This is a genomic window from Wylensekiella montiformis, from assembly GCF_009697385.1.
GTDB lineage: Bacteria > Bacillota > Negativicutes > Selenomonadales > Selenomonadaceae > Selenomonas_A > Selenomonas_A montiformis.
The window spans coordinates 74192-93738 of the sequence record NZ_VUNL01000009.1 but is presented as its reverse complement, the minus strand read 5'-3'; the positions used below and the strand labels follow the sequence as shown (position 1 = coordinate 93738).

Genomic DNA, 19547 nt, shown 5'->3' with positions numbered 1-19547 from the left:
TTCATTGGAATGGAACGCCCGGCTTTTCTATCTTTCTATAAACGAAGGGATTTTACTCCACTGTCACCGACTTGGCCAGATTACGCGGCTTGTCAACGTCACAGCCGCGCGTAATAGCGGCAAAATAAGCCAAAAGCTGCAGCGGAACAACGGTCAGGATCGGAATCAGCAGTTCATCGGTTTCCGGAACCTTTATGACATGATCGACATATTTTTCCAGTTCTTCGTCGCCCTCAGCGGCCAGACCAATCACCACAGCATCGCGGGCTTTGACTTCCTTGATGTTGGACAGCGTCTTCTCGTAAACGCTCTTCTGCGTCGCCAGCGCAATGACCGGTACGCCCTCGACGATCAAGGCCAGCGTGCCGTGCTTGAGTTCACCCGCCGCATAAGCCTCCGCATGAATATAAGAGATCTCTTTCAGCTTCAGCGAACCTTCAAGCGCCACATCATAATCCAAAGAGCGGCCGATGTAGAACACATCTTCATTAAACCCATACTGCTTAGCAAAGGTCTTGATCGGCTCCACATCCTCCAAGGTCTGGTTGATCTGGGCAGGAATCTGCTGCATCATCCCGATAAGCTCCGCGATGCGTTCCGGTTTCTGTGTTTTCTTAATCTGCGCCATATAAAGGGCCAGCATAAAGAACAGCACCAGCTGCGTCGTGTACGCCTTCGTCGAAGCGACCGCGATTTCCGGACCGGCCCAGGTGTAAAGGACCTGATCCGCCTCACGGGCAATCGAGGAACCTACCACATTAGTCAGTGCCAGCGTCTTAGCGCCGAGACGCTTCGACTCCTTCATCGCGGCCAGCGTATCGCTGGTCTCTCCGGACTGGGAAACCGCAATAAATAAGGTGTTTTCATCAACGATCGGCTCACGATACCGGAACTCAGACGCCACATCGACCTCTACTACCGTACGGGCCAGCTTTTCAATGTAGAACTTGCCGACCAGTCCGGCATGGTAAGCCGTGCCGCAGGCCACAATATAAATCTTGTTGAAGGAATTCAAATACTCCGCGTCCCACTTGAGCTCGTCCATCACGATGCTCTTGCCGTCCTTGGCGACACGCTGGCTCATCGTATCCCGGACGGCCTTCGGCTGCTCATGAATTTCCTTGAGCATGAAATGTTCATAGCCGCCTTTTTCTGCAGCCTCGGCATTCCAGTTGACCTCAAAGACTTTTTTCGTAACCGGCTCGCCCTGACGGTTCGTAATGTTGATGGAATCCTTGGTAAGAACAGCCATCTCTCCGTCATTTAAAATATAGGTACGACGAGTGCGCTGAATAATAGCCGGGATATCGGAAGCAATGAAGTTCTCCCCTTCGCCAATACCGATGACCAGCGGATTATCCTGCTTTGTTGCAATCAATGTACCCGGATGCTTCGCACTCATAAAGACCAGCGAATAAGATCCTTCAATGCGCCGCAGTACCTCCCGGACAGAGGAAACGAAATCGCCATTATAGACCTCTTCGAGAAGATGCGCAACGACTTCCGTATCCGTTTCCGAACGAAACGCATGCCCTTTTTCGATCAGATCTTCCTTCAATGACAGATAATTCTCGATGATTCCATTATGTACCACAACAAAATCACCGGAACAATCGGTATGCGGATGTGCATTGACATCCGACGGACGCCCATGCGTCGCCCAGCGGGTATGCCCGATTCCCATGGTTCCCTGCGGCATGTCATCGCGAATCTTATCACGCAGCGAAGCCAGACGACCGACGCTTTTCTCTACGCGGACAGAAGAACCGTCAAAAACAGCAATCCCGGCCGAATCATAACCGCGGTACTCCAGCTTGGCCAGCCCCTCTAAAAGAAAATCCGCCGCCTGCTTGTCACCGACATAACCTACGATACCACACATAACCGTACCTCCTAGCATTGGTAGGCTCCTGCTGCGTCCTCCGTCCGCTTTCCCTCCGCACTCGCATGCGGGCTTTATCGGACTTTATCGGCCGGACCGGCCGGAAGGCATCCGCTGACTACTCGACAACCTTCTCCTCGTCTTCTCAAAGGCCATACGTCCGCCTCTGAGAACCTGCGCTAAGGGCATCCACTGCCCTTTTCTCTACACCAGAACAACAGGAATCATTCTCTGGATTTCTCACCTATTATCAGGCACTGCAATGAATCACAATGCTTGATTATTATATCGGATAACCCTGCAGAAGTCAATAGCCACGCCGTCTGAACGAGGTTCCGGACGATTCTGAAACCGAACAAAAAAGGTCCGCCGTACCGACGATTTCGGCGAATTGTATCATTAACCTGCACACTTCTGGACAAACGAAGACTTGCGGCAAACATAATGAATAATGGTGGCATCCACATCCTTCAATGCCTCTTTTATCAGCTCACTCTTGCCAACACGTCTCCTCCCATATACCAACAGGGACTCTGCACGATTACTAGCCAACTTCTGTCTGATAACAGCCAGCTCATGCTGACGACCTATGAACCTCATATCCTCACCACCTTACTTAAATAAAATTAACTTAAAACATTTTAAGTTAATTTTACCGCAAAATCGTAAAAATTTCTTTCTTGTATAGAGAAAGAATTTCATCGGCGAAGACATACTTGAGAGTTCCTTCTAAAGACGTATAATCTTTCTGTGAATTTGATTTTAGCATATCTAAATTCTACACCTAATCCCGAGGCATTCAAGCTCCGGGATGATCTTTTTTCAGGAACAAAAAATGGCTGCTGCACGTAATATTTACGTGCAGCAGCCTCTTTTTAGTGGCCCAAAAGTGGCCAAAAGCTATTCTATTTTCCGTAAAGCCCTGATGTATAAAGGCTTTCGCCGCTTATTACATCATTCCCGGCATTCCGCCCATGCCCGGTGCTCCGGCAGCCGGTGCAGCCGCTTTCTCTTCCGGCTTATCCGCAACCAACGTTTCTGTCGTGAGAACCATCGAAGCAATGGAGGCTGCATTCTGCAATGCGCTGCGCGTAACCTTAGCCGGGTCAACAATACCAGCCTTGATCATATCGACATACTCATTCTTGAGCGCATTGAAGCCAATTCCCGTGCCTGCCTTCTTCACGTTCTCGACGACAACGGAGCCTTCCAGACCTGCGTTGTTCGCAATCTGACGAACTGGTTCTTCTACAGCGCGTCTTACAATGTTCACGCCGACCTTCTCATCACCCTCGACCTGAATCTTATCCAGCGCCGGCAGGATATCGATAAAGGTCGTGCCGCCGCCGGCGACGATGCCTTCCTCTACCGCAGCGCGCGTTGCGTTCAGCGCATCCTCAATGCGGTATTTCTTATCCTTCATCTCAACTTCCGTTGCAGCGCCGATCTCGATAACCGCTACGCCGCCGGCAAGCTTAGCCAGACGTTCCTGAAGCTTTTCCCTATCGAAATCCGACGTCGTCTCGGCAATCTGCTTCTTAATCTGCGCTACGCGCTCATCGATAGCCGCCTTGTCGCCTTTGCCGCCAATGATGGTCGTTTCTTCTTTCGTGGAAGAAACCTTGCTGGCACGGCCGAGGTCATCCAGCGTGACGCTGTCGAGCTTGCGGCCGAGCTCTTCGCTGATGACCTGCCCGCCCGTAAGGATAGCGATATCCTGCAGCATGGCCTTGCGGCGGTCACCGAAGCCCGGAGCCTTAACAGCCAGTGCCTTGAACGTTCCGCGCAGCTTGTTGACCACAATCGTCGTCAGCGCTTCGCCGTCTACATCCTCAGCAATGATCATGAGCTGCTTGCCCTGTTTAACCACCTGTTCCAGAATCGGCAGGATATCCGCAATCGCAGAGATCTTGCGATCCGTGATCAGAATGTACGGATCATCGAGTACCGCTTCCATCTTATCCGTATCCGTAACGAGATACGGGGAGATGTAGCCGCGGTCGAACTGCATGCCTTCCTTAACGGAAAGATGCGTCTGCATCGTCTTGGATTCCTCTACGGTGATTACGCCGTCCTTGCCGACCTTTTCCATTGCCTCGGCGATAAGATTGCCCGTTTCCTCGTTGGCGGAAGAAATCGTAGCAACCTGAGCGATATCTGCCTTGCCGTCAACTTTGCGGGACTTGTTCTTAATCTCCTCAACCAGCGCATTGACCGCTTCATCGATGCCCTTTTTGATAATCATCGGATTGGCTCCAGCCACTACGTTGCGCATGCCTTCCTGAATCATAGCCTGCGCGAGCAGCGTTGCCGTCGTCGTTCCATCGCCGGCGATGTCGTTCGTCTTCGTGGCAACTTCCTTGACCAGCTGTGCGCCCATGTTCTCAAACGGATCTTCCAGTTCGATATCGCGGGCAATCGTCACACCATCATTCGTAATCGTCGGAGCACCGAACTTCTTTTCCAGAACAACGTTGCGGCCCTTCGGTCCAAGCGTTACCTTTACGGCATTAGCCAGCGCATCAACGCCGCGGCCCAGTGCGCGGCGAGCCTCTTCATCAAACAGGATCTGTTTAGCCATTTATATTACCTCCAAATTGATCTCATCGAAACCCGGATCGGTTTTCGCCCCGCTCCGGGTGCCGTCCTTCCGCGAAAAAAGGAATCGGCGATTATAATACTGCCAGAATATCGCTCTCGCGGACGATCAGATACTCCTTGTCATCCACCTTAATCTCCGAACCGGAATATTTGGAGAAGACAACGTGATCGCCGGCTTTGACTTCCATCGCAGCATGCTCGCCGTTATCGAGGAGCTTACCGGAACCTACAGCCACAACCGTACCCTTCTGCGGCTTCTCTTTCGCCGTATCCGGCAGGACAATTCCGCTGGCCGTCTTGGCATCGCCCTCAGAAACTTCAATGACAACTCTTTCGCCCAATGGCTTAATCATAGGTATCTTCCTCCTATATTATGAAATAGCTGATTTATTCTGTTAGCACTCACTGACGTCGAGTGCTAACTACAGTTCTTATACTACCGCGTCTTAGTCAAAATGTCAAGTTCGAAAATAAAAAAAGTCAAAAAAACAAAAACAGGCTGTCCACGACGATATTTCACCGGGCAGCCCGCTCATCTCCTGATTATACTTTTCCTCCCGCCGCCCGGACAATGGCTTCAGCGACCTCTTTCATGGACAGACGCTTCATCATGGCATAGCGCTGCATGCGGCGATATGCCTCCTGCTCACTGAGTTTATGCGCTGCCATAAGAATGCCCTTTGCACGGTCCGCGATTTTTCGTGTCTCCAACGAATCCTTGAGGCGATCCAGTTCCTGTTCCATCCCCTTCATTTCCTCCCATCGGGACAGCGCAATTTCCATAGCGGGAAACAGATTGCTCTCCCGGACCGGTTTGACGAGATAGCCCAATACCCCGGAGTCCTTCGCTTTTTCGACGATTTCCGGCTGACTGAATGCGGTAAGGAGCAGGACCGGGGCCAGCTTTTCCTCGGCGATTTTTCTCGATGCCGTGATGCCGTCCATTTCCGGCATTTTAATGTCCATGATGACAAGATCAGGACGATGCATCCGCGTCAGTTCTATGGCTTTGCGTCCATCTATAGCCTCACCGACAATCTCATGGCCTGCCTCTTCCAGCATTTCCCGCAGATCCATTCGGATGATGGACTCATTATCCGCAATGACCAGACGCAGGGATTTATTTTTCGGATTTCTTCTCTTCTCCATATTCTCTCATTCCTCCAGGCTCTGTACCACACCATGATGTTCGTCCGGATCGGGCTTAGGAATACGTATTCGGGCGTGTGTTCCATGCCCGGGCCCCCGCGCGTCATTTTCCAGATCGAACATGCCGTCCAGATCTCCCTCGATAAGCGTACGCACAATGGACAGGCCCAGCGAACGCGTTTTGTGCGGATCAAAGTTTTCCGGCAGACCGCATCCGTCATCGTAAAGATCCAGCTGCCAGTGATCGCCGTCTTCTTCGACCCGCAGTCCGATCGTTCCGGAGGAACGCCCTTCAAAGGCATGCTCCATCGCATTAAGCACCAGCTCATTGAGCACCAAGGCCAGCGAACTGGCATATTTGGAGGGGAGTACGACATCCGGGCCGCTGAATTCGGTTCGTACGAAGAATTCGCTGTCGGCCATATTTCGTCCAACGAGCTGAAAGATCTGCTGCATGACCTGCTGGACATTGATATCCTCTTCGCCCTGCTGAGACAAAAATTCATGCACGACGGAAATGGACAATACCCGGTTGACGCTCTCCTGCAGCGCATTTTTCACTTCTTCCGACTGACTGCGGCGGGCCTGCAGGCGGAGCAGGCTCGCAATAGTCTGCAGATTATTTTTCACCCGATGGTGAATCTCCTGAATGACTGCCGATTTGATGCGTATCTCCTTGTCCTTGGCCCGTATTTCGGTAATGTCCGAAAGAACAACGATACGCCGGATCAGCTGTCCTCCCTCCTGCAGATCAATCTGTCGGCGGATGATCGTCATATTCCCGGCCACGAGTTCTTTCTGCCATGGACGGTCGCGTTCCATGGTTTCCCGCAAAATATGTCTGGTCATCTGGCGGTCGAACAAATGACCGCCCTTCAGGCTGCCGACACCAAGCACCCGGTAAATGCGCTGTGCCGCAGCGTTGGCAAAAATAATGCGGCTGAACTGATCTGTGATCATAATCCCGTCACTGGAAGAGATCGGCTGATACTGTTTATCATCCACGCCCTTGCGCGCATGATAAAGAATATCCACCGCCGTAGCTAACAAACAGGGATAATCATCGATTTGAAGGCGGTCCCCATCCACTTCAAAGCTGATAACGCCGATCACCTTCGCACCGTCATGAATCGCATAGGTATACATATCGATCAGTGAGCCATACGTCCATTCCCGCTTGCCATGCCCCGGCATCCCCGTTTGCAGAGTCTGGCGAACCAACGGCTCTTCAATAGCCGGCTGAAGTCGTCCGAGATCCAACTTCTGACGGGACATATAAACGGTATGCGGCCGCTCCTGTGCGATGATGAGGAGACGCCCTTTTTCCCTTGCCGGAACATACACTTTCAACTGTCCATGTGCCAGGTCCGCTAAAAAAGGAAATACCACCCGCATTCGCTCCAGCAGGCTAATCTGCGTGACAGTAAGATCCGTATGGCGATGATAAAGTTCTATCCGATTCTCCATCCTGCCGCCTCCCATCAAAATAGCTGGAATTTATGTATAGTATACCAAATTCGTACAATTTCGTGAAGCAATATTCTCGTCATACATAAAGTGAGACTAAATTCAGAGGGAGTTTTTAGTCTCTTTGAATTTAGTCTCACTTACCCAACGCTTCTTGGCATCGGATGAAAAAGAACAGCCAGCGCTGTTCTTTTATTCGTTTCTGTCCGTAAGACTGAGTCCCGGGACCGCATTGAGATACAAATCGCTAAATCCGCCGGCCAGCGATTGATAAAAGCCACGGCATCCGATCATTGCGGCATTATCCGTGCAAAGGATCCGATCCGGGTAGCAAAACCTCACCCCGCGCTTTTCCGCCGCTTCCCGCAGGCGCTGTTCCAGGCCGCTGTTAGCAGCCACGCCTCCAGCCAAAACCAGCGTGCTGCGGCCGGTTTCCTGAACAGCCTGAAACGCCTTGCCGACAAGCACTTCAATCACCGAACGCTGGAAAGAGGCTGCGATATCCGGCTGATTCAGCGCATGTCCTTTCATCTTCTCACTATTGATATAATTCAGCACGGCGGATTTTAACCCGCTGAAACTGAATTCGTAATTTCCTTTCTCGGTCAGCGCCTGAGGAAAATCGATAGCCATAGCATTTCCCCGGGCAGCCAGCGCGTCAATGCGCGGACCGCCCGGATAAGGCAGCCCCATAACCCTGGCGATCTTGTCAAATGCCTCGCCGGCCGCGTCATCCCGCGTCTGCCCCATCATATGGAAATGATTGTATCCGCGCACATCGACCAGCGCAGTATGACCGCCGGACACGACCAACGCCATAAACGGAGGCTCCAGATCCGGCGCAGACAAGAAATTGGCAAAAATATGCCCCTCCAGATGATTGACGCCGATGAGCGGAACATCGAGTGAAAAAGCCAGCGCCTTGGCAGCGGAAACACCGACCAGCAGCGCGCCGACCAGTCCGGGGCCATACGTTACGGCAACCTGATCGATATCCTGCAGCCGGATTCCTGCCTGACGGACGGCTTCATCAACAACAGGCAGGATATTTACAATATGCTTGCGGGAAGCAATCTCCGGCACCACGCCGCCAAACTTCTGATGGACCGGAATCTGTGTTGAAATGATATTGGATAAAACGGTCCGGCCCCCCTTCAGCACAGCAGCCGACGTCTCATCGCAACTGGATTCAACGGCCAATGTCAGGATTTCTTTTTCATTCTTTTCCATGATTAAACTCCACGATTCTCTTTAAAGTCTGGTATTCCACATAATGATGGCGTCTTCCCCATCATCCTGATAATAATGCGGGCGCCGTCCCGCAGCTTTGAATCCATAACGATCATACAAGGCGAGCGCCGGCTCATTGGACGGCCGTACCTCCAATGTCATAGCGGTAACGCCCTTTGCCTTCACGGCATCGATCACCGCGCCGAACAGCCGGGTGCCGATTCCCTTTCCACGATATTCCGGAAGCACGGCCACGTTGGTAATCTGCGCTTCCTCATAGGAAATCCAGCAGCCTGCATACCCGACGACCCTTTTGCCATCAAGTGCCAGCAAGTACAGCGTATTCTCGTTGGAGGCCTCTTTCCAAAAGGCCTCGCGCGACCAGGGAATCGAAAAGCAGGCTTTCTCTACCCGTTCCACATCATCCGCATCTTCCGGCGCCATGACCCGAAAATGCACCTCGTTACCTTCCATCACATTTCCTCCGCAGGCCTTTCCTTCCGGACTGCTTCCGGATGCCGCTTTTCCCAAAGCACCTCCGCCTCGCTGCGGCGGATATAGACCGGCTCCATGCTCATGACCGGATCCCGATGCCCAGCGGCCAGCTCCGCAACGCCCAGCATAGCGGTGCAGGCTGCCCGCGGCATCAGGAGGTGCGGCGGCGCCACGGTCACGCCCTGTGGCAGCTCAATTTTTCCCCGCACCTTTTTCTGAACAGCATCGCCAAGCAAGACAACTGGTTCCGCGGCCCTGCCGCAGGATTCAACGGCCTCCACGATATTCATTACCCGGACCGGCTGCAACGTAACCAGCCGGCCTGCCTCCCACCGATAACTCTCGACGTAGGCATTTCCCTTCTGGGCATCCAACATACATACAATCCGAACCCCCGATACCGGGTAATGGCAGGCCAGCGCCTTGAGCGTCGAAATGCCGACAATGGGCAGATCCAGCGCATACGCCATGGCTTTCGCCGCCGCCAGACCGATGCGAAGGCCGGTAAAGGAGCCCGGACCAATGCTCACGGCAATTCCATCCAATTGCTCCTTCGGCATCGAAGCCATTCGCAGTACCTGCTGAATATGCGGCATCAAGGTCTCTGAATGTGTCAGTCTGGCCTGCATGGTAAGCTCGGCGAGAAGCCTGTTTTCATCGGCCACCGCCACACTGGATACCTGCGTTGCAGTATCAATGGCTAGTATGGACAAAAGTCTCCAACTCCTTTACGAATTCCTGACTCCGTTCTCCCACACCGGAAAAAACAATCCGCCGGGCATCTTCCGTCTCTCCAGTCCGTTCAATACGAACCAGCACGTATTCATCCGGCAGCGATTCCGGAAATTTATCCGGCCACTCGATGACCACAATTCCTTCCGGCTCCTCGGTATATTCATAGAAACCGATGTCTTCCAGCTCTTCTTCCGATTCCAGCCGGTAGAGGTCAAAATGAAAGATGCGGCAAATTCCTACATAAATGTTCATGAGATTAAACGTCGGACTTGTCACCTCTCCCTCGACGCCAAGGGTTCTGGCCAGACTCTGAACGAAGAGCGTCTTGCCAGCCCCGAGGTCGCCCTCCAGACAGAGAACAGTTCCCTCCCGGATCTTTTGGCCCACCAGCTCCGCTAGGTGACCAGTATCTTCGGGAGAATTCGTCATACAGGTAAACATGAATTCTTCTCTCCTATAATTATCATACAGATCATCATTTGATTTCTTATTATATCACGAAGCGGTCAATGGGTAAATGTTGCCATATAATCAATAATAATTACTTGTTAATAATATTTTATAAAATACTATAAAAATCGACATTCTGATGAGAAAATCGGAGTATGAATGATTTATTTTCAAAATACAGCTAAAAATAACCGTTTCTATTTCTCATGCCATCACCTATAATTGAAGCATAGCAAGTGAGCAACACCCATTGCAAAGAATTTCTGTGTATGATATCTGTCAGGAGGTTTTATTATGAAAAAGTTTGTTTGCACGGTCTGCGGTTATGTGTACGAAGGGGACAAAGCACCGGAACAGTGCCCGATCTGTAAGGCGCCGGCTTCCAAATTCATCGAACAAACCGGTGAAATGACCTTTGCCGATGAGCATCATGTCGGCACAGCAAAGGACGTAGATCCCCGCATTATCGAAGGTCTCCGCCAGAACTTCACGGGAGAATGCTCGGAAGTCGGCATGTACCTCGCTATGAGCCGTCAGGCTGACCGCGAGGGCTATCCGGAAATTGCCGAAGCGTATAAGCGCTATGCCTTTGAGGAAGCCGAGCATGCAGCAAAATTTGCGGAACTTCTCGGTGAAGTCCTCACGAACAGCACGAAGAAAAATCTGACGATGCGCATTGATGCAGAGCACGGTGCCTGTGCCGGCAAGAAAGAGCTTGCTACCCTGGCAAAACAGCTTGGCCTTGATGCCGTTCACGATACGGTTCATGAGATGGCCAAGGACGAGGCACGTCACGGCCGCGGATTTAAAGGACTGTTTGACCGTTATTTCGGGGAATAATCCTTCCTCTCCCCCCATCATAACATTTACCATCAACAACCATCTGAAAAAGCGTGGCAGCACAGCCGGCAAACCCTCTCGCCGCTGTGCTGCCACGCTTTTCTATGCTTTTTTCGCCGCAGTATCAAACGATACGCTCATACGATCCGGCAGGACCAGGTCTCGATATTCCAGACGCTGTCGACCAGTCCGTCGTAAAAATCCGGCTCATGGGAAACGAGCAGTAACGTCCCTTTATATTCTTCCAAGGCACGCCGCAACTCTTTTTTGGCCTCAACATCGAGATGATTCGTCGGCTCATCCAGTACCAGCAGATTCACCGGCTTCTGCATAATCTTGGCCAGTCTGACCTTGGCCGCCTCTCCGCCGGACAGAGCTGTCATCTTTGTCGTGATATGATCGTTCGTCAAGCCGCAGGAAGCCAGCGCCGCCCGCACTTCAAAATTCGACAGTCCCGGATAAGCCTGCCAAAACTCCTCCAATGCCGTATTCTGATTTCCCCGGCTCTCCTCCTGCTCAAAATATCCGACGGAAACGAAATCTCCCCGCTCGATTTTTCCGGACACCGGCGGAATCATTCCAAGCAGGGTCCGCAGCAGCGTCGACTTTCCAAGCCCGTTCGTCCCACGAACAGCAATTTTCTTGTTCCGTTCTATCCGAATATCCACCGGCGTGGTCAGCGGCGCATCATAGCCCAATACCAGCCGCTTCGCTTCGAGAACGAAACGCGACGGCGTGCGGTCAGACTGAAAATGAAAATGCGGTTTCGGTTTCTCCTGCCGCTTCGTCAGTACCTCCATCTTATCCAGCTTCTTCTGCCTGCTGTTGGCCATCCCCCGGGTCGCTACCCGCGCTTTATTGCGCTGAATAAAATCCTGCTCTCTGCGAATCTCAGCCTGCTGCCGCTCGTAGGCGGTCTCCTCCTGACGCCGCTTCAGCGCCGCCATCTCCTCAAATTTCTCATAACTTCCCGTATAACGCTCCAAATGCAGATTATCCACATGATAAATCACATTGGTTACCGCATTGAGAAAGGGAATATCATGCGAAACCAGAATAAACGCATTGGGGTAATCCGCAAGATACTGCTGCAGCCATCGAACCTGTTCATCATCCAGATAATTCGTCGGCTCATCCAGAATCAGGATCTCAGGATTCTGCAGCAAAAGCTTTGTCAGAAGCACCTTCGTCCGCTGTCCGCCCGACAGCTCATCCACTTTATGTTCCAGACCGATATCACGCAAGCCGAGGCCGCCCGCTACTTCATCGATACGCGCGTCAATCGTATAGTAGCTGCCGGCTTCCAGCATATCCTGAATATCTCCGACCTCCTGCATGAGGCGATCGGTTTCCTCCGGCGACGCTTCTGCCATCTTGTCATACGCCGCGAGCATCTCCTGCTCAGCCTTCACCATGTCGTCAAAGGCCGTGCGCAATGTTTCCCGTATCGTCATGCCGGGCTGCAGCACAGTATGCTGGTCCAGATATCCGGTTTTCACCCGTTTTGCCCATTCCACCGTTCCCGCATCCGGCGTGAGCCGTCCGGTAATAATCGACAGAAAGGTGGATTTCCCCTCGCCATTTGCGCCGACCAAAGCGACATGCTCTCCCTTGAGCAGCCGAAAGCTGACATCTTCAAAAATTTCACGTCCGCCATAGCTGTGCGAAAGATGGGATACGTTCAAGATACTCATACATTCTTCCTTTCCCATTCATGTTCCATCGACGAAAAAAGAGCCATCCGCTACGGACAGCTCTCATTTTTCATAAATGGTCGGAACGACCTGATTTGAACAGGCGACCTCTTCCACCCCAAGGAAGCGCGCTACCAAACTGCGCTACGTCCCGAACAGTAAATATTATACGTCATTTCTCCCCGCTTGTAAAGGGAAATGTCTGAATGACTTGTTCCCGGTCCTGATCGTCGGGGTTCGCCCGGTATTTGATATACACCTCCGGCAATCCGGCGGGCGGAATGCGGATGGCCAGAACCGCCAGCGTCTGGGTTCCTTCCCTTGTGCTGCCGCTGCGCCAGATGCTGTTGTCCGGACCGGCATGGCGGTCTTCGCTGAAGCGGATAAAATCCGCCATCTGATAAGGACGCTTTGTTTGGTCCATCAATGTGCGAATACGCACAAGACGCACCATGCTGGACGTTCCATGCCGTTTATTGTACGACTGAAAAGACGGTTCCAGATAATGGTTGGTATGAGCGAGGGTTCCCCGCGCCGTCTCGCGCACCCGGATCCGATTATCCGGCGTGATCTCCACATAAGCGATCCTGCTCCGATCCGCCAGCATGAGGAACTTGGCTCCGGCAAAAAGCTCCTTATGCTGCAGAACTTCCTCTACCGTCGTATACCGTTTGAGTATCGTTTTCATGCTGGCACGATGAACAGCGCCCAAACGCTCCTCCCGCGGAATCGAGCTGGCCGAGGCAGAAACGATGGCCAGTCCCTGCTCGTTGACGCCGCCTTTCAGCGCTTTACGGGTACCGTTTCCGGCAAAGAGGCCATAAAACCGCCAGCCGCCCTCGTCCACCAGCCGGACCTCCTGATGCTGGGGGCGCCAGTCGCGATTCTTCACGAGAATCGTTCCGCCGCCTTGCACATCATCACGCCCCGCCGCCGCATACAGTGTACAGGCTGCTGCCGGCAGAGCAGGCAAACTGAGCAATGCCGCCAGCAGGAAAATCACCGGGATCCGCTTCATTGACACGCCTCCATAATTTCCACGATATCTTCCGGCAAAGCCATCCCAACTCCGTCAATATCACGAACACAGGACAAAATCAGTTTCCGTCCATCCATGATAAACGGAATCAAAAGATACATCTGCAAGCTGAGCCTGCCGCTTTCATCATAGGAATGAAAAAATCCGGTCACATGATCCTTATTCGCCCGCGTCGCCCGGTCTTCTACCGTATCCAGATCATAGAAGCGATAAAACGACTGCCGCTCCTCGGGGACGATATAGCTTTTGGCATACCGCTCCAAAACCTCCGAAACAGAATGAACATCATCCGTGATGCGCCCCTGCATGGACTCCAGATAAACGTTCTCCACCATTCCGGATTCCGTAAACAAATCCACGCGGTTGTAGATACTGATCATATGGCACAGTACCCGATGAATATCATCGGCCTGATGCAGCAGCGTAAAATCCGAAAAATTCGTCAGCACGACGCCATAAGTACGATATCCCGTCTGAGTATTTTCCGCCAGCAGCCGGCATTTTATGTTGCAGACATTGCCAGCCAGAACGCAATCCATCCCTTCCAGCTGGCCAGATTTCCCGCAGCGCAGCAGCATATGTCGGAAATTCCGCTCTGTCCCGCCCGGATTGTCATTGAGACAGGTCAGGGAATCCTCTATCCGCCGGAATCCGGACTCCCGGAGGAAATCTGTATACGCCTTGTTGCAATACAAATAGCGAAACCGTCCCTCATGGTCCAGTTCCAGAATGGCCAGCTTCTGACTGTTCACAATGTCATAGCCGGAATCTGTATACTGCAGCGGAAAATAACTGAGGACATTTAAGCTGCCAATATCGCCATAATAGGCATCTTCTGTCGCATCCTCGATATCTTCCGCCTCCTTTCGCCCGCTCATGATATCCTCATCCATCGGAGCGGGACGGCCGATATAATATCCCTGCAGTTTTTCACAGCCAATATCGCGCAAAAAAGCAACCTGCGTCTGTGTCTCCACCCCCTCGGCCAACGTATGAATCCCGAGCTGCTTCGCCATATTCACGATGGCAGCCAGAATCACCTTGGACTGCGGCTTCTCTTCAAAATCGCGCAAAAACTCCATATCAATCTTCAGCAAATCAAAGGTATAATCCTTAAGATTATTCAGTGAAGAATATCCGCTGCCGAAATCATCCATCCATACCTGATACCCGGCTTCCCGGAACTTTTTCATTCCCTCGGCCAGCGCCCGGTCATCCCGGTTGAATGCGCTTTCCGTAATCTCAATATTTAAATAACCGATCTTTCGGCCATATTCCTGACGAATCGCCTCTACTTCGGAAAAAATATCACAGGCTTCAAAATCCAGCCGCGACAGATTGACCGAGGTACGCGTCAGTGTCAATCCGGCACGTTCAATGCGCTGCTGCCCCGCACAAACCTGGCGAATCATATAAAGATCCAGTTCATGAATCCTCCCCTGAGCCTCCAGCTCCGGGATAAATGCTCCGGGTGAAATCATCCCCTCCACGGGATCGATCCAGCGTGCCAGCGCTTCAAAGCCGCAAATGCGCCCAGTCAGCGCACGCACTTCCGGCTGATAATACACCTTAATATCCTGATTTTTTATTGCTTGGTCAAAACGTTCCCGGACAAATCTGCCTGGGTCTTTCTGCATACGGATTCCCCCTGTATCTCCCTCTCTTTTACATCTTTCGATAACATAATAGTGCTTTTTCCGGCAAGAATCAAGAAAAAAGTTCGTCTCCCCGGCAGATGGATCTTCCGTTTATCTTTTCATAAAAAGCGCCGAGACCGGGCATATAAAACAGCGGGAGTGTACGGCCTAATCAGCCGTATACTCCCGCTGTTTTATATGAAAGAGAGTTCTTTATCCTGGAAAATCAATAGGAGAAGGTCAGCGCCCAGCCATATTTGCGGCCGGTTTCATCCGTAGTCTTGTTGTTATAGATTCCGTACCATGCTTCAGCATAACAGTTCGGACTTACCGGCTGTCCGAGGATCAGGCGGTATCCATCATGACCGTCCGTATTGTATTCATCGCCCCACCAGGTCAGATGGTTTCCATTCTCCATCGGCAGATTGATCCGTTTCTGCTGATTCCAGTATTGTGCAAAGGTATCCACCGTACCGATTTTCTTATAAAGCTGGATTTTCGCGAATTTATTGTCCTTATCCTCCGCGCTGTTTTCACCATAAGCGGCAGAGAGGTTTACACCGCTGCGGCCAAGATCCATGCCGCCGGTGACGGCCCAGATACGCGCCTCCTGCCCCGGATCAGCCAGCCCTTTGGATCCGGTCAGGTAATGCGCGCCAAGATCCGCCCTGCCCAGTTTTCCGTTTATGCCGCCATAAAAGATATTGCTGTGAAAATCCGTCTTGGCCCTCTGTGAACCATTGTAGTAGCCATAAAGGAGCTGAACGCTGACATCGCGGCCGAATCGATGAGAAAGATTCACGCCGCTGACGAAGTCGTCGCCCAAAAAGCCGCCTGCCAGCCAGTAGGCATTTTTCCCGCCGGATAATTCGGTCCGTTCATCCGGATGATATTTGAGGAATGCCAGCCGCGTATAAACGCCGTCATCCTGTCGTTCCGCCCGCCAGTGATCCTGATCCCAATAGGTCTGGGTTTCGATCTGCATCGTTGCAGAAAGCTTCGGACTGATTTGCTTTTCTGCCGTAAGACGGTATTCCAGTTCGTATTCATGCGCTTTGTCTTTGCCGGCCGCCGTCGTATCGCCATAAGTATTTTCCGTCTGGAACCAATGGCTGATCTTGAGGTTGCGCACCCCGCTGGTTTCCTGCTCTACGGTCTGAACGCGGACGCCCAATGCAGTCAGTTCATCGGAAAACTCTCCGGACAGCTTCCGGATGGCATCCTGATCCGCCGGCGATCCCAGTTTTTCACGCGAAATCGCCCTTCCAACAAGCGCAGCCATCTCATAGCGCATCATCGGCCGGTCACCATGGAACAAGTTGTCCCCGCATCCGTCGATAATCCCATCATCGGCCAGCTGCCGCACCGCGTCATAAGCCCAGTGGTCTTTCGGCACATCATCGAAAGGATTGGCCAGAGCTGTTCCGCTGAGCATCATAGTACACAGAAAACCTGCTGCTATTTTCTTTTTCATCCAAATTCTCTCCCTTTTTATTATGATAATTCTTTATATTTTGATAATATTTAAGTCAGATTCACTCAAACCGGAATTTCTGCCAGGGGGCGATCCCATCAATCAGACAGCGCTCCTCCTCCACAATATGCGCTACGACATTGGACCGGCCGCTGTTTGGCATCATCCGTTTCACTATCTGCAATTCCCCGGCATAACGGGGATAAGCAGACGATTCAATCACCACATCACCCGGCAGGAGATCCGGCGTATTCCATGCCGGAAGATCTTCTCCGCCGTATTTGACGCGCGGCTGGGTAGAGCGAATAAGATAGTCGGATACATCGCCCCGGTTAAAATGCAGTTCCTCAAACAATATCCTGCGCTCAGTATCATGGATCCCCTTTTCCACGTCCAGTCGGAACGTCACAATCTCCCGCGGCACATCAGCCAGCGCCTCAAGTTCCGCTTCGCTCGCAAACGCATTGGCGATAATCACCTCATCAATGAGCCCCGTCGCAAACAGCTGCTTAGCCTGCGCGGCAATCGACAGACTGCGGTGCTGTTCCAATGTGCACAGGCCTTCATGCACCGGCCATGGACCATGATCTGCGCTCGGCGCATTGACGAAAGCCGCCGTATGGATTCCATGTTTTTTGCAGCACCGGCTGGTCTTGAGAAAATGCTCCATGCCCAACCCGGTATAGCGATGCGGATAAAAGTTATGGCAGCCTGTAAGTTTTGTTTTATCCGGGCATTGGGAAAGAATGTTTTCCAAATAGCCCGTGCCATTACTGATATTGAGTTCCAGCTTCAAGCCATAAGGATTCAGGCTCATGATGCTCTCTTCCAGCCCGCTGAACCCGATGTCCAGGCGGATGCCGGACAATCCCAGCTGATGAAAGAACCGCAAATCTTTCCAGCTCACACCAAATCGCTGAAATACCTCCGGAGCCACATCGGCAATAATCTCCATATTCTGCGCCCGGGCGCGGGCTGTAATCTTTCGGAAAGACGCCACCGTTTCCTCCAGAGTGCGCCCTGCCTCAGAAATCAGACAAGTAAAGATGCGCCGATACCCATATCCGGCTGCCAGATCGATATAATCCAGCGTATCCTGCAGACGTTCCTGATCCGGATAAATCGAAATGCCTACACGTTTTGTCATGCTTCCTTCTCCTCACCTTTCCGATACAATGCCAAAAATTCCTGTGCCAGATCGCGTACCACCATCGCCGTCATGAGATGATCCTGTGCATGAACCATCAACAAAGATACTTCATGGCGCTCACCTGCTGCTTCCTGCTGGATCAAGGCGGTCTGCCGATGGTGTGCTTCCATTAAATGCATGCCAGCAAATTTCAGCCGCTCTTCCGCCTGCTTAAACTCCCCCTTTCTGGCCGCATGAATGGCTTCGAACGCCGCGGATTTTGCTTCCCCGCTTTCCACGATGAGCTTCATAATGATTTCTTCCATAGAATCCTTTGTTTCCATACTTTTCCCACCTTTAGTCTCCGATCAACGGATAAATGATCGATTGGCATAACTACCGTTATATCCTTCCTGACTTCGCATCCGCACCTGCGCCGGCAGCAGTCTCTCTCTCCGCTTCCTCTCTCGCCTCATAGCGCTCGCCCATAATGACAAATGGAATATAAATCAGGATCGAAATCGTCAGATTCACGGCCGCAAGCAGCGCTCCCATAACCGATCCTGTGACCAGAAAGCCCCCAATGATCGGCGGCGTGGTCCATGGCATCATAGCGATCGTACGAGGAACAATCCCCGTTGAAATCGCCACATAAGTCGTAGTTGCCAGAACCAGCGGTGTCAGGACAAAGGGAATCAGGTAAATCGGATTCAAAACAATCGGCATACCAAACATAATGGGTTCATTGATATTGAAGGCGATCGGCGCCGCTCCCAGCTTGGCGATGCTGCGGTTTGCCTTGCGCTTGCCGGCGATGAAGATAGCTGCAACCAAACCGATCGTACAGCCGGCTCCGCCCATCCAGACAAACGCATCAAAAAAGGGAATCGTGACAATATGCGGAATCGGCTGGCCAGCCTGAAACGCCGCGATATTATCATTAATAGCCGGAAGATATACCGCATTCAGCAGCGGGCCCAAAATATTGGTGCCATGAAGGCCAAAGAACCACAAAATATGCACCAGAAAAGCGACCAGAAGCGCCGAACCATACTGATCTGCCAGACCGGAAATCGGCGCCTGAATCAGCTGGAAGATCGCCTGATGAAGATCCGTCACGCCCACCGTAACAAGAATACATTTCAAAAAGCCGAACAGAGCCAGCACGGCCATAGATGGAATCAGCGCGGCAAAAGACTTGGCCACCGCCGGCGGAACACCGGCCGGCATCTTGATAATCAGACGGGGATTTCCTGCCAAATGAACGAAAATCTCTGTAGCGATCAGCGCTGTGAACAGAGAGACAAACAGCCCCTGTGCGCCAAGGAAAGTAAACGGCAGCGCACCCGGATCTTTCGCCGAGGGCGCATAGAGCATCAGCAGACAGCCAAAGGTTAGCAGCGCTGCCGCCAGGGAATCCGCCTTATAGAATCTCGCCAGATGAAACGAGGTACTGATTGCCGCCAAAAGACTCATGACCGCAAAGGTTCCTGTCCACAGATTTCCGCCGAAGCTTTTCCAATTTTCTCCGCCGAATACCGCTCCCATCAAATGCTGATAAGCATCGATCGGAAAGCTGTTGATCAGCACAGCCAACGCACCGACAAGGATCAGCGGCGTAATCGAAACAAAACCATCGCGCACTGCCACCAGATGTCGCTGTGAACCGAACCTCCCCGCAATCGGGACAAAATAGGTTTCCAGAAATTTTATGACTGCTCCCAT

General features: G+C 52.1%; 18 protein-coding genes and 1 tRNA gene. 1 reads left to right on the top strand and 18 read right to left on the bottom strand.

The features are described 5' to 3' along the window. Positions 1–52: 52 nt before the first annotated feature. The 10 genes from glmS to tsaE all read right to left on the bottom strand — a co-directional run bounded on the left by glmS (position 53) and on the right by tsaE (position 10000). Positions 53–1882 carry a glutamine--fructose-6-phosphate transaminase (isomerizing) gene (glmS, locus tag FYJ78_RS09040; protein ID WP_154621075.1) on the bottom strand — a complete coding sequence of 610 codons (1830 nt, stop codon included), beginning with the start codon at positions 1880–1882 and terminating at the stop codon, positions 53–55. A gap of 399 nt (positions 1883–2281) precedes the next feature. Then, on the bottom strand, positions 2282–2482 hold the full coding sequence (locus FYJ78_RS09035; protein ID WP_154621074.1) for an ATP-binding protein: 201 nt from the start codon (positions 2480–2482) through the stop codon (positions 2282–2284). Positions 2483–2831: 349 nt separating this feature from the next. After that, positions 2832–4463 carry a chaperonin GroEL gene (gene groL, locus FYJ78_RS09030; RefSeq protein WP_154621073.1) on the bottom strand — a complete coding sequence of 544 codons (1632 nt, stop codon included), beginning with the start codon at positions 4461–4463 and terminating at the stop codon, positions 2832–2834. A gap of 91 nt (positions 4464–4554) precedes the next feature. Continuing rightward, entirely contained in the window at positions 4555–4836 is a 282-nt protein-coding gene (groES, locus tag FYJ78_RS09025; protein ID WP_154621072.1) for a co-chaperone GroES, read from the bottom strand. 190 nt (positions 4837–5026) lie between these two features. Beyond that, positions 5027–5632, bottom strand: a complete 606-nt coding sequence (locus FYJ78_RS09020; RefSeq protein WP_154621071.1) for an ANTAR domain-containing response regulator — start codon at positions 5630–5632, stop codon at positions 5027–5029. A 6-nt stretch (positions 5633–5638) separates the two neighbouring features. Beyond that, on the bottom strand, positions 5639–7099 hold the full coding sequence (locus FYJ78_RS09015) for a sensor histidine kinase (protein ID WP_154621070.1): 1461 nt from the start codon (positions 7097–7099) through the stop codon (positions 5639–5641). A gap of 192 nt (positions 7100–7291) precedes the next feature. After that, positions 7292–8329 (bottom strand): tRNA (adenosine(37)-N6)-threonylcarbamoyltransferase complex transferase subunit TsaD, encoded by a 1038-nt coding sequence (gene tsaD / locus FYJ78_RS09010; protein ID WP_154621069.1) that lies wholly within the window; start codon positions 8327–8329, stop codon positions 7292–7294. Between the two features lie 21 nt (positions 8330–8350). Next, positions 8351–8803, bottom strand: a complete 453-nt coding sequence (rimI, locus tag FYJ78_RS09005; protein ID WP_154621068.1) for a ribosomal protein S18-alanine N-acetyltransferase — start codon at positions 8801–8803, stop codon at positions 8351–8353. Continuing rightward, positions 8803–9537 carry a tRNA (adenosine(37)-N6)-threonylcarbamoyltransferase complex dimerization subunit type 1 TsaB gene (gene tsaB, locus FYJ78_RS09000; protein WP_154621067.1) on the bottom strand — a complete coding sequence of 245 codons (735 nt, stop codon included), beginning with the start codon at positions 9535–9537 and terminating at the stop codon, positions 8803–8805. Before tsaB ends, rimI begins: the two co-directional genes overlap by 1 nt. Continuing rightward, complete coding sequence (tsaE, locus tag FYJ78_RS08995; RefSeq protein WP_154621066.1) at positions 9518–10000, bottom strand: tRNA (adenosine(37)-N6)-threonylcarbamoyltransferase complex ATPase subunit type 1 TsaE; 483 nt, start codon at positions 9998–10000, stop codon at positions 9518–9520. Before tsaE ends, tsaB begins: the two co-directional genes overlap by 20 nt. A 303-nt stretch (positions 10001–10303) precedes the next feature. Between tsaE and FYJ78_RS08990 the strand changes: the two genes are divergently transcribed. After that, positions 10304–10849, top strand: coding sequence for an NADH peroxidase (locus tag FYJ78_RS08990; RefSeq protein ID WP_154621065.1), 546 nt, complete (start codon positions 10304–10306; stop codon positions 10847–10849). Between the two features lie 137 nt (positions 10850–10986). Here FYJ78_RS08990 and abc-f read toward each other — a convergent pair whose 3' ends face one another. From abc-f to FYJ78_RS08950, 8 genes are all read right to left on the bottom strand, one after another. Further along, positions 10987–12543: a ribosomal protection-like ABC-F family protein gene (gene abc-f, locus FYJ78_RS08985; RefSeq protein ID WP_154621064.1), complete on the bottom strand. Its 1557-nt coding sequence runs from the start codon at positions 12541–12543 to the stop codon at positions 10987–10989. A gap of 77 nt (positions 12544–12620) precedes the next feature. Then, a tRNA-Pro gene (locus FYJ78_RS08980) sits at positions 12621–12697 on the bottom strand. A gap of 18 nt (positions 12698–12715) precedes the next feature. After that, entirely contained in the window at positions 12716–13561 is an 846-nt protein-coding gene (locus FYJ78_RS08975; RefSeq protein WP_154621063.1) for a carcinine hydrolase/isopenicillin-N N-acyltransferase family protein, read from the bottom strand. Beyond that, complete coding sequence (locus FYJ78_RS08970) at positions 13558–15219, bottom strand: EAL domain-containing protein (RefSeq protein ID WP_154621062.1); 1662 nt, start codon at positions 15217–15219, stop codon at positions 13558–13560. The genes FYJ78_RS08975 and FYJ78_RS08970 overlap by 4 nt, the downstream gene beginning before the upstream one ends. A gap of 226 nt (positions 15220–15445) precedes the next feature. Further along, on the bottom strand, positions 15446–16693 hold the full coding sequence (locus FYJ78_RS08965) for an S-layer homology domain-containing protein (RefSeq protein WP_154621061.1): 1248 nt from the start codon (positions 16691–16693) through the stop codon (positions 15446–15448). 61 nt (positions 16694–16754) lie between these two features. Further along, entirely contained in the window at positions 16755–17840 is a 1086-nt protein-coding gene (locus tag FYJ78_RS08960; protein WP_154621060.1) for a DUF871 domain-containing protein, read from the bottom strand. Next, entirely contained in the window at positions 17837–18166 is a 330-nt protein-coding gene (locus tag FYJ78_RS08955; protein WP_154621059.1) for a PTS lactose/cellobiose transporter subunit IIA, read from the bottom strand. The genes FYJ78_RS08960 and FYJ78_RS08955 overlap by 4 nt, the downstream gene beginning before the upstream one ends. 58 nt (positions 18167–18224) lie before the next feature. After that, on the bottom strand, positions 18225–19547 hold the full coding sequence (locus FYJ78_RS08950; RefSeq protein WP_154621058.1) for a PTS sugar transporter subunit IIC: 1323 nt from the start codon (positions 19545–19547) through the stop codon (positions 18225–18227).

Excerpts from the sequence above, each read along its gene's own strand:
- glmS (WP_154621075.1), bottom strand. The coding sequence starts at position 1,882 with ATGTGTGGTATCGTAGGTTATGTCGGTGACAAGCAGGCGGCGGATTTT.
- FYJ78_RS09035 (WP_154621074.1), bottom strand. The coding sequence starts at position 2,482 with ATGAGGTTCATAGGTCGTCAGCATGAGCTGGCTGTTATCAGACAGAAG.
- groL (WP_154621073.1), bottom strand. The coding sequence starts at position 4,463 with ATGGCTAAACAGATCCTGTTTGATGAAGAGGCTCGCCGCGCACTGGGC.
- groES (WP_154621072.1), bottom strand. The coding sequence starts at position 4,836 with ATGATTAAGCCATTGGGCGAAAGAGTTGTCATTGAAGTTTCTGAGGGC.
- FYJ78_RS09020 (WP_154621071.1), bottom strand. The coding sequence starts at position 5,632 with ATGGAGAAGAGAAGAAATCCGAAAAATAAATCCCTGCGTCTGGTCATT.
- FYJ78_RS09015 (WP_154621070.1), bottom strand. The coding sequence starts at position 7,099 with ATGGAGAATCGGATAGAACTTTATCATCGCCATACGGATCTTACTGTC.
- tsaD (WP_154621069.1), bottom strand. The coding sequence starts at position 8,329 with ATGGAAAAGAATGAAAAAGAAATCCTGACATTGGCCGTTGAATCCAGT.
- rimI (WP_154621068.1), bottom strand. The coding sequence starts at position 8,803 with ATGGAAGGTAACGAGGTGCATTTTCGGGTCATGGCGCCGGAAGATGCG.
- tsaE (WP_154621066.1), bottom strand. The coding sequence starts at position 10,000 with ATGTTTACCTGTATGACGAATTCTCCCGAAGATACTGGTCACCTAGCG.
- FYJ78_RS08990 (WP_154621065.1), top strand. The coding sequence starts at position 10,304 with ATGAAAAAGTTTGTTTGCACGGTCTGCGGTTATGTGTACGAAGGGGAC.
- abc-f (WP_154621064.1), bottom strand. The coding sequence starts at position 12,543 with ATGAGTATCTTGAACGTATCCCATCTTTCGCACAGCTATGGCGGACGT.
- FYJ78_RS08975 (WP_154621063.1), bottom strand. The coding sequence starts at position 13,561 with ATGAAGCGGATCCCGGTGATTTTCCTGCTGGCGGCATTGCTCAGTTTG.
- FYJ78_RS08970 (WP_154621062.1), bottom strand. The coding sequence starts at position 15,219 with ATGCAGAAAGACCCAGGCAGATTTGTCCGGGAACGTTTTGACCAAGCA.
- FYJ78_RS08965 (WP_154621061.1), bottom strand. The coding sequence starts at position 16,693 with ATGAAAAAGAAAATAGCAGCAGGTTTTCTGTGTACTATGATGCTCAGC.
- FYJ78_RS08960 (WP_154621060.1), bottom strand. The coding sequence starts at position 17,840 with ATGACAAAACGTGTAGGCATTTCGATTTATCCGGATCAGGAACGTCTG.
- FYJ78_RS08955 (WP_154621059.1), bottom strand. The coding sequence starts at position 18,166 with ATGGAAACAAAGGATTCTATGGAAGAAATCATTATGAAGCTCATCGTG.
- FYJ78_RS08950 (WP_154621058.1), bottom strand. The coding sequence starts at position 19,547 with ATGGGAGCAGTCATAAAATTTCTGGAAACCTATTTTGTCCCGATTGCG.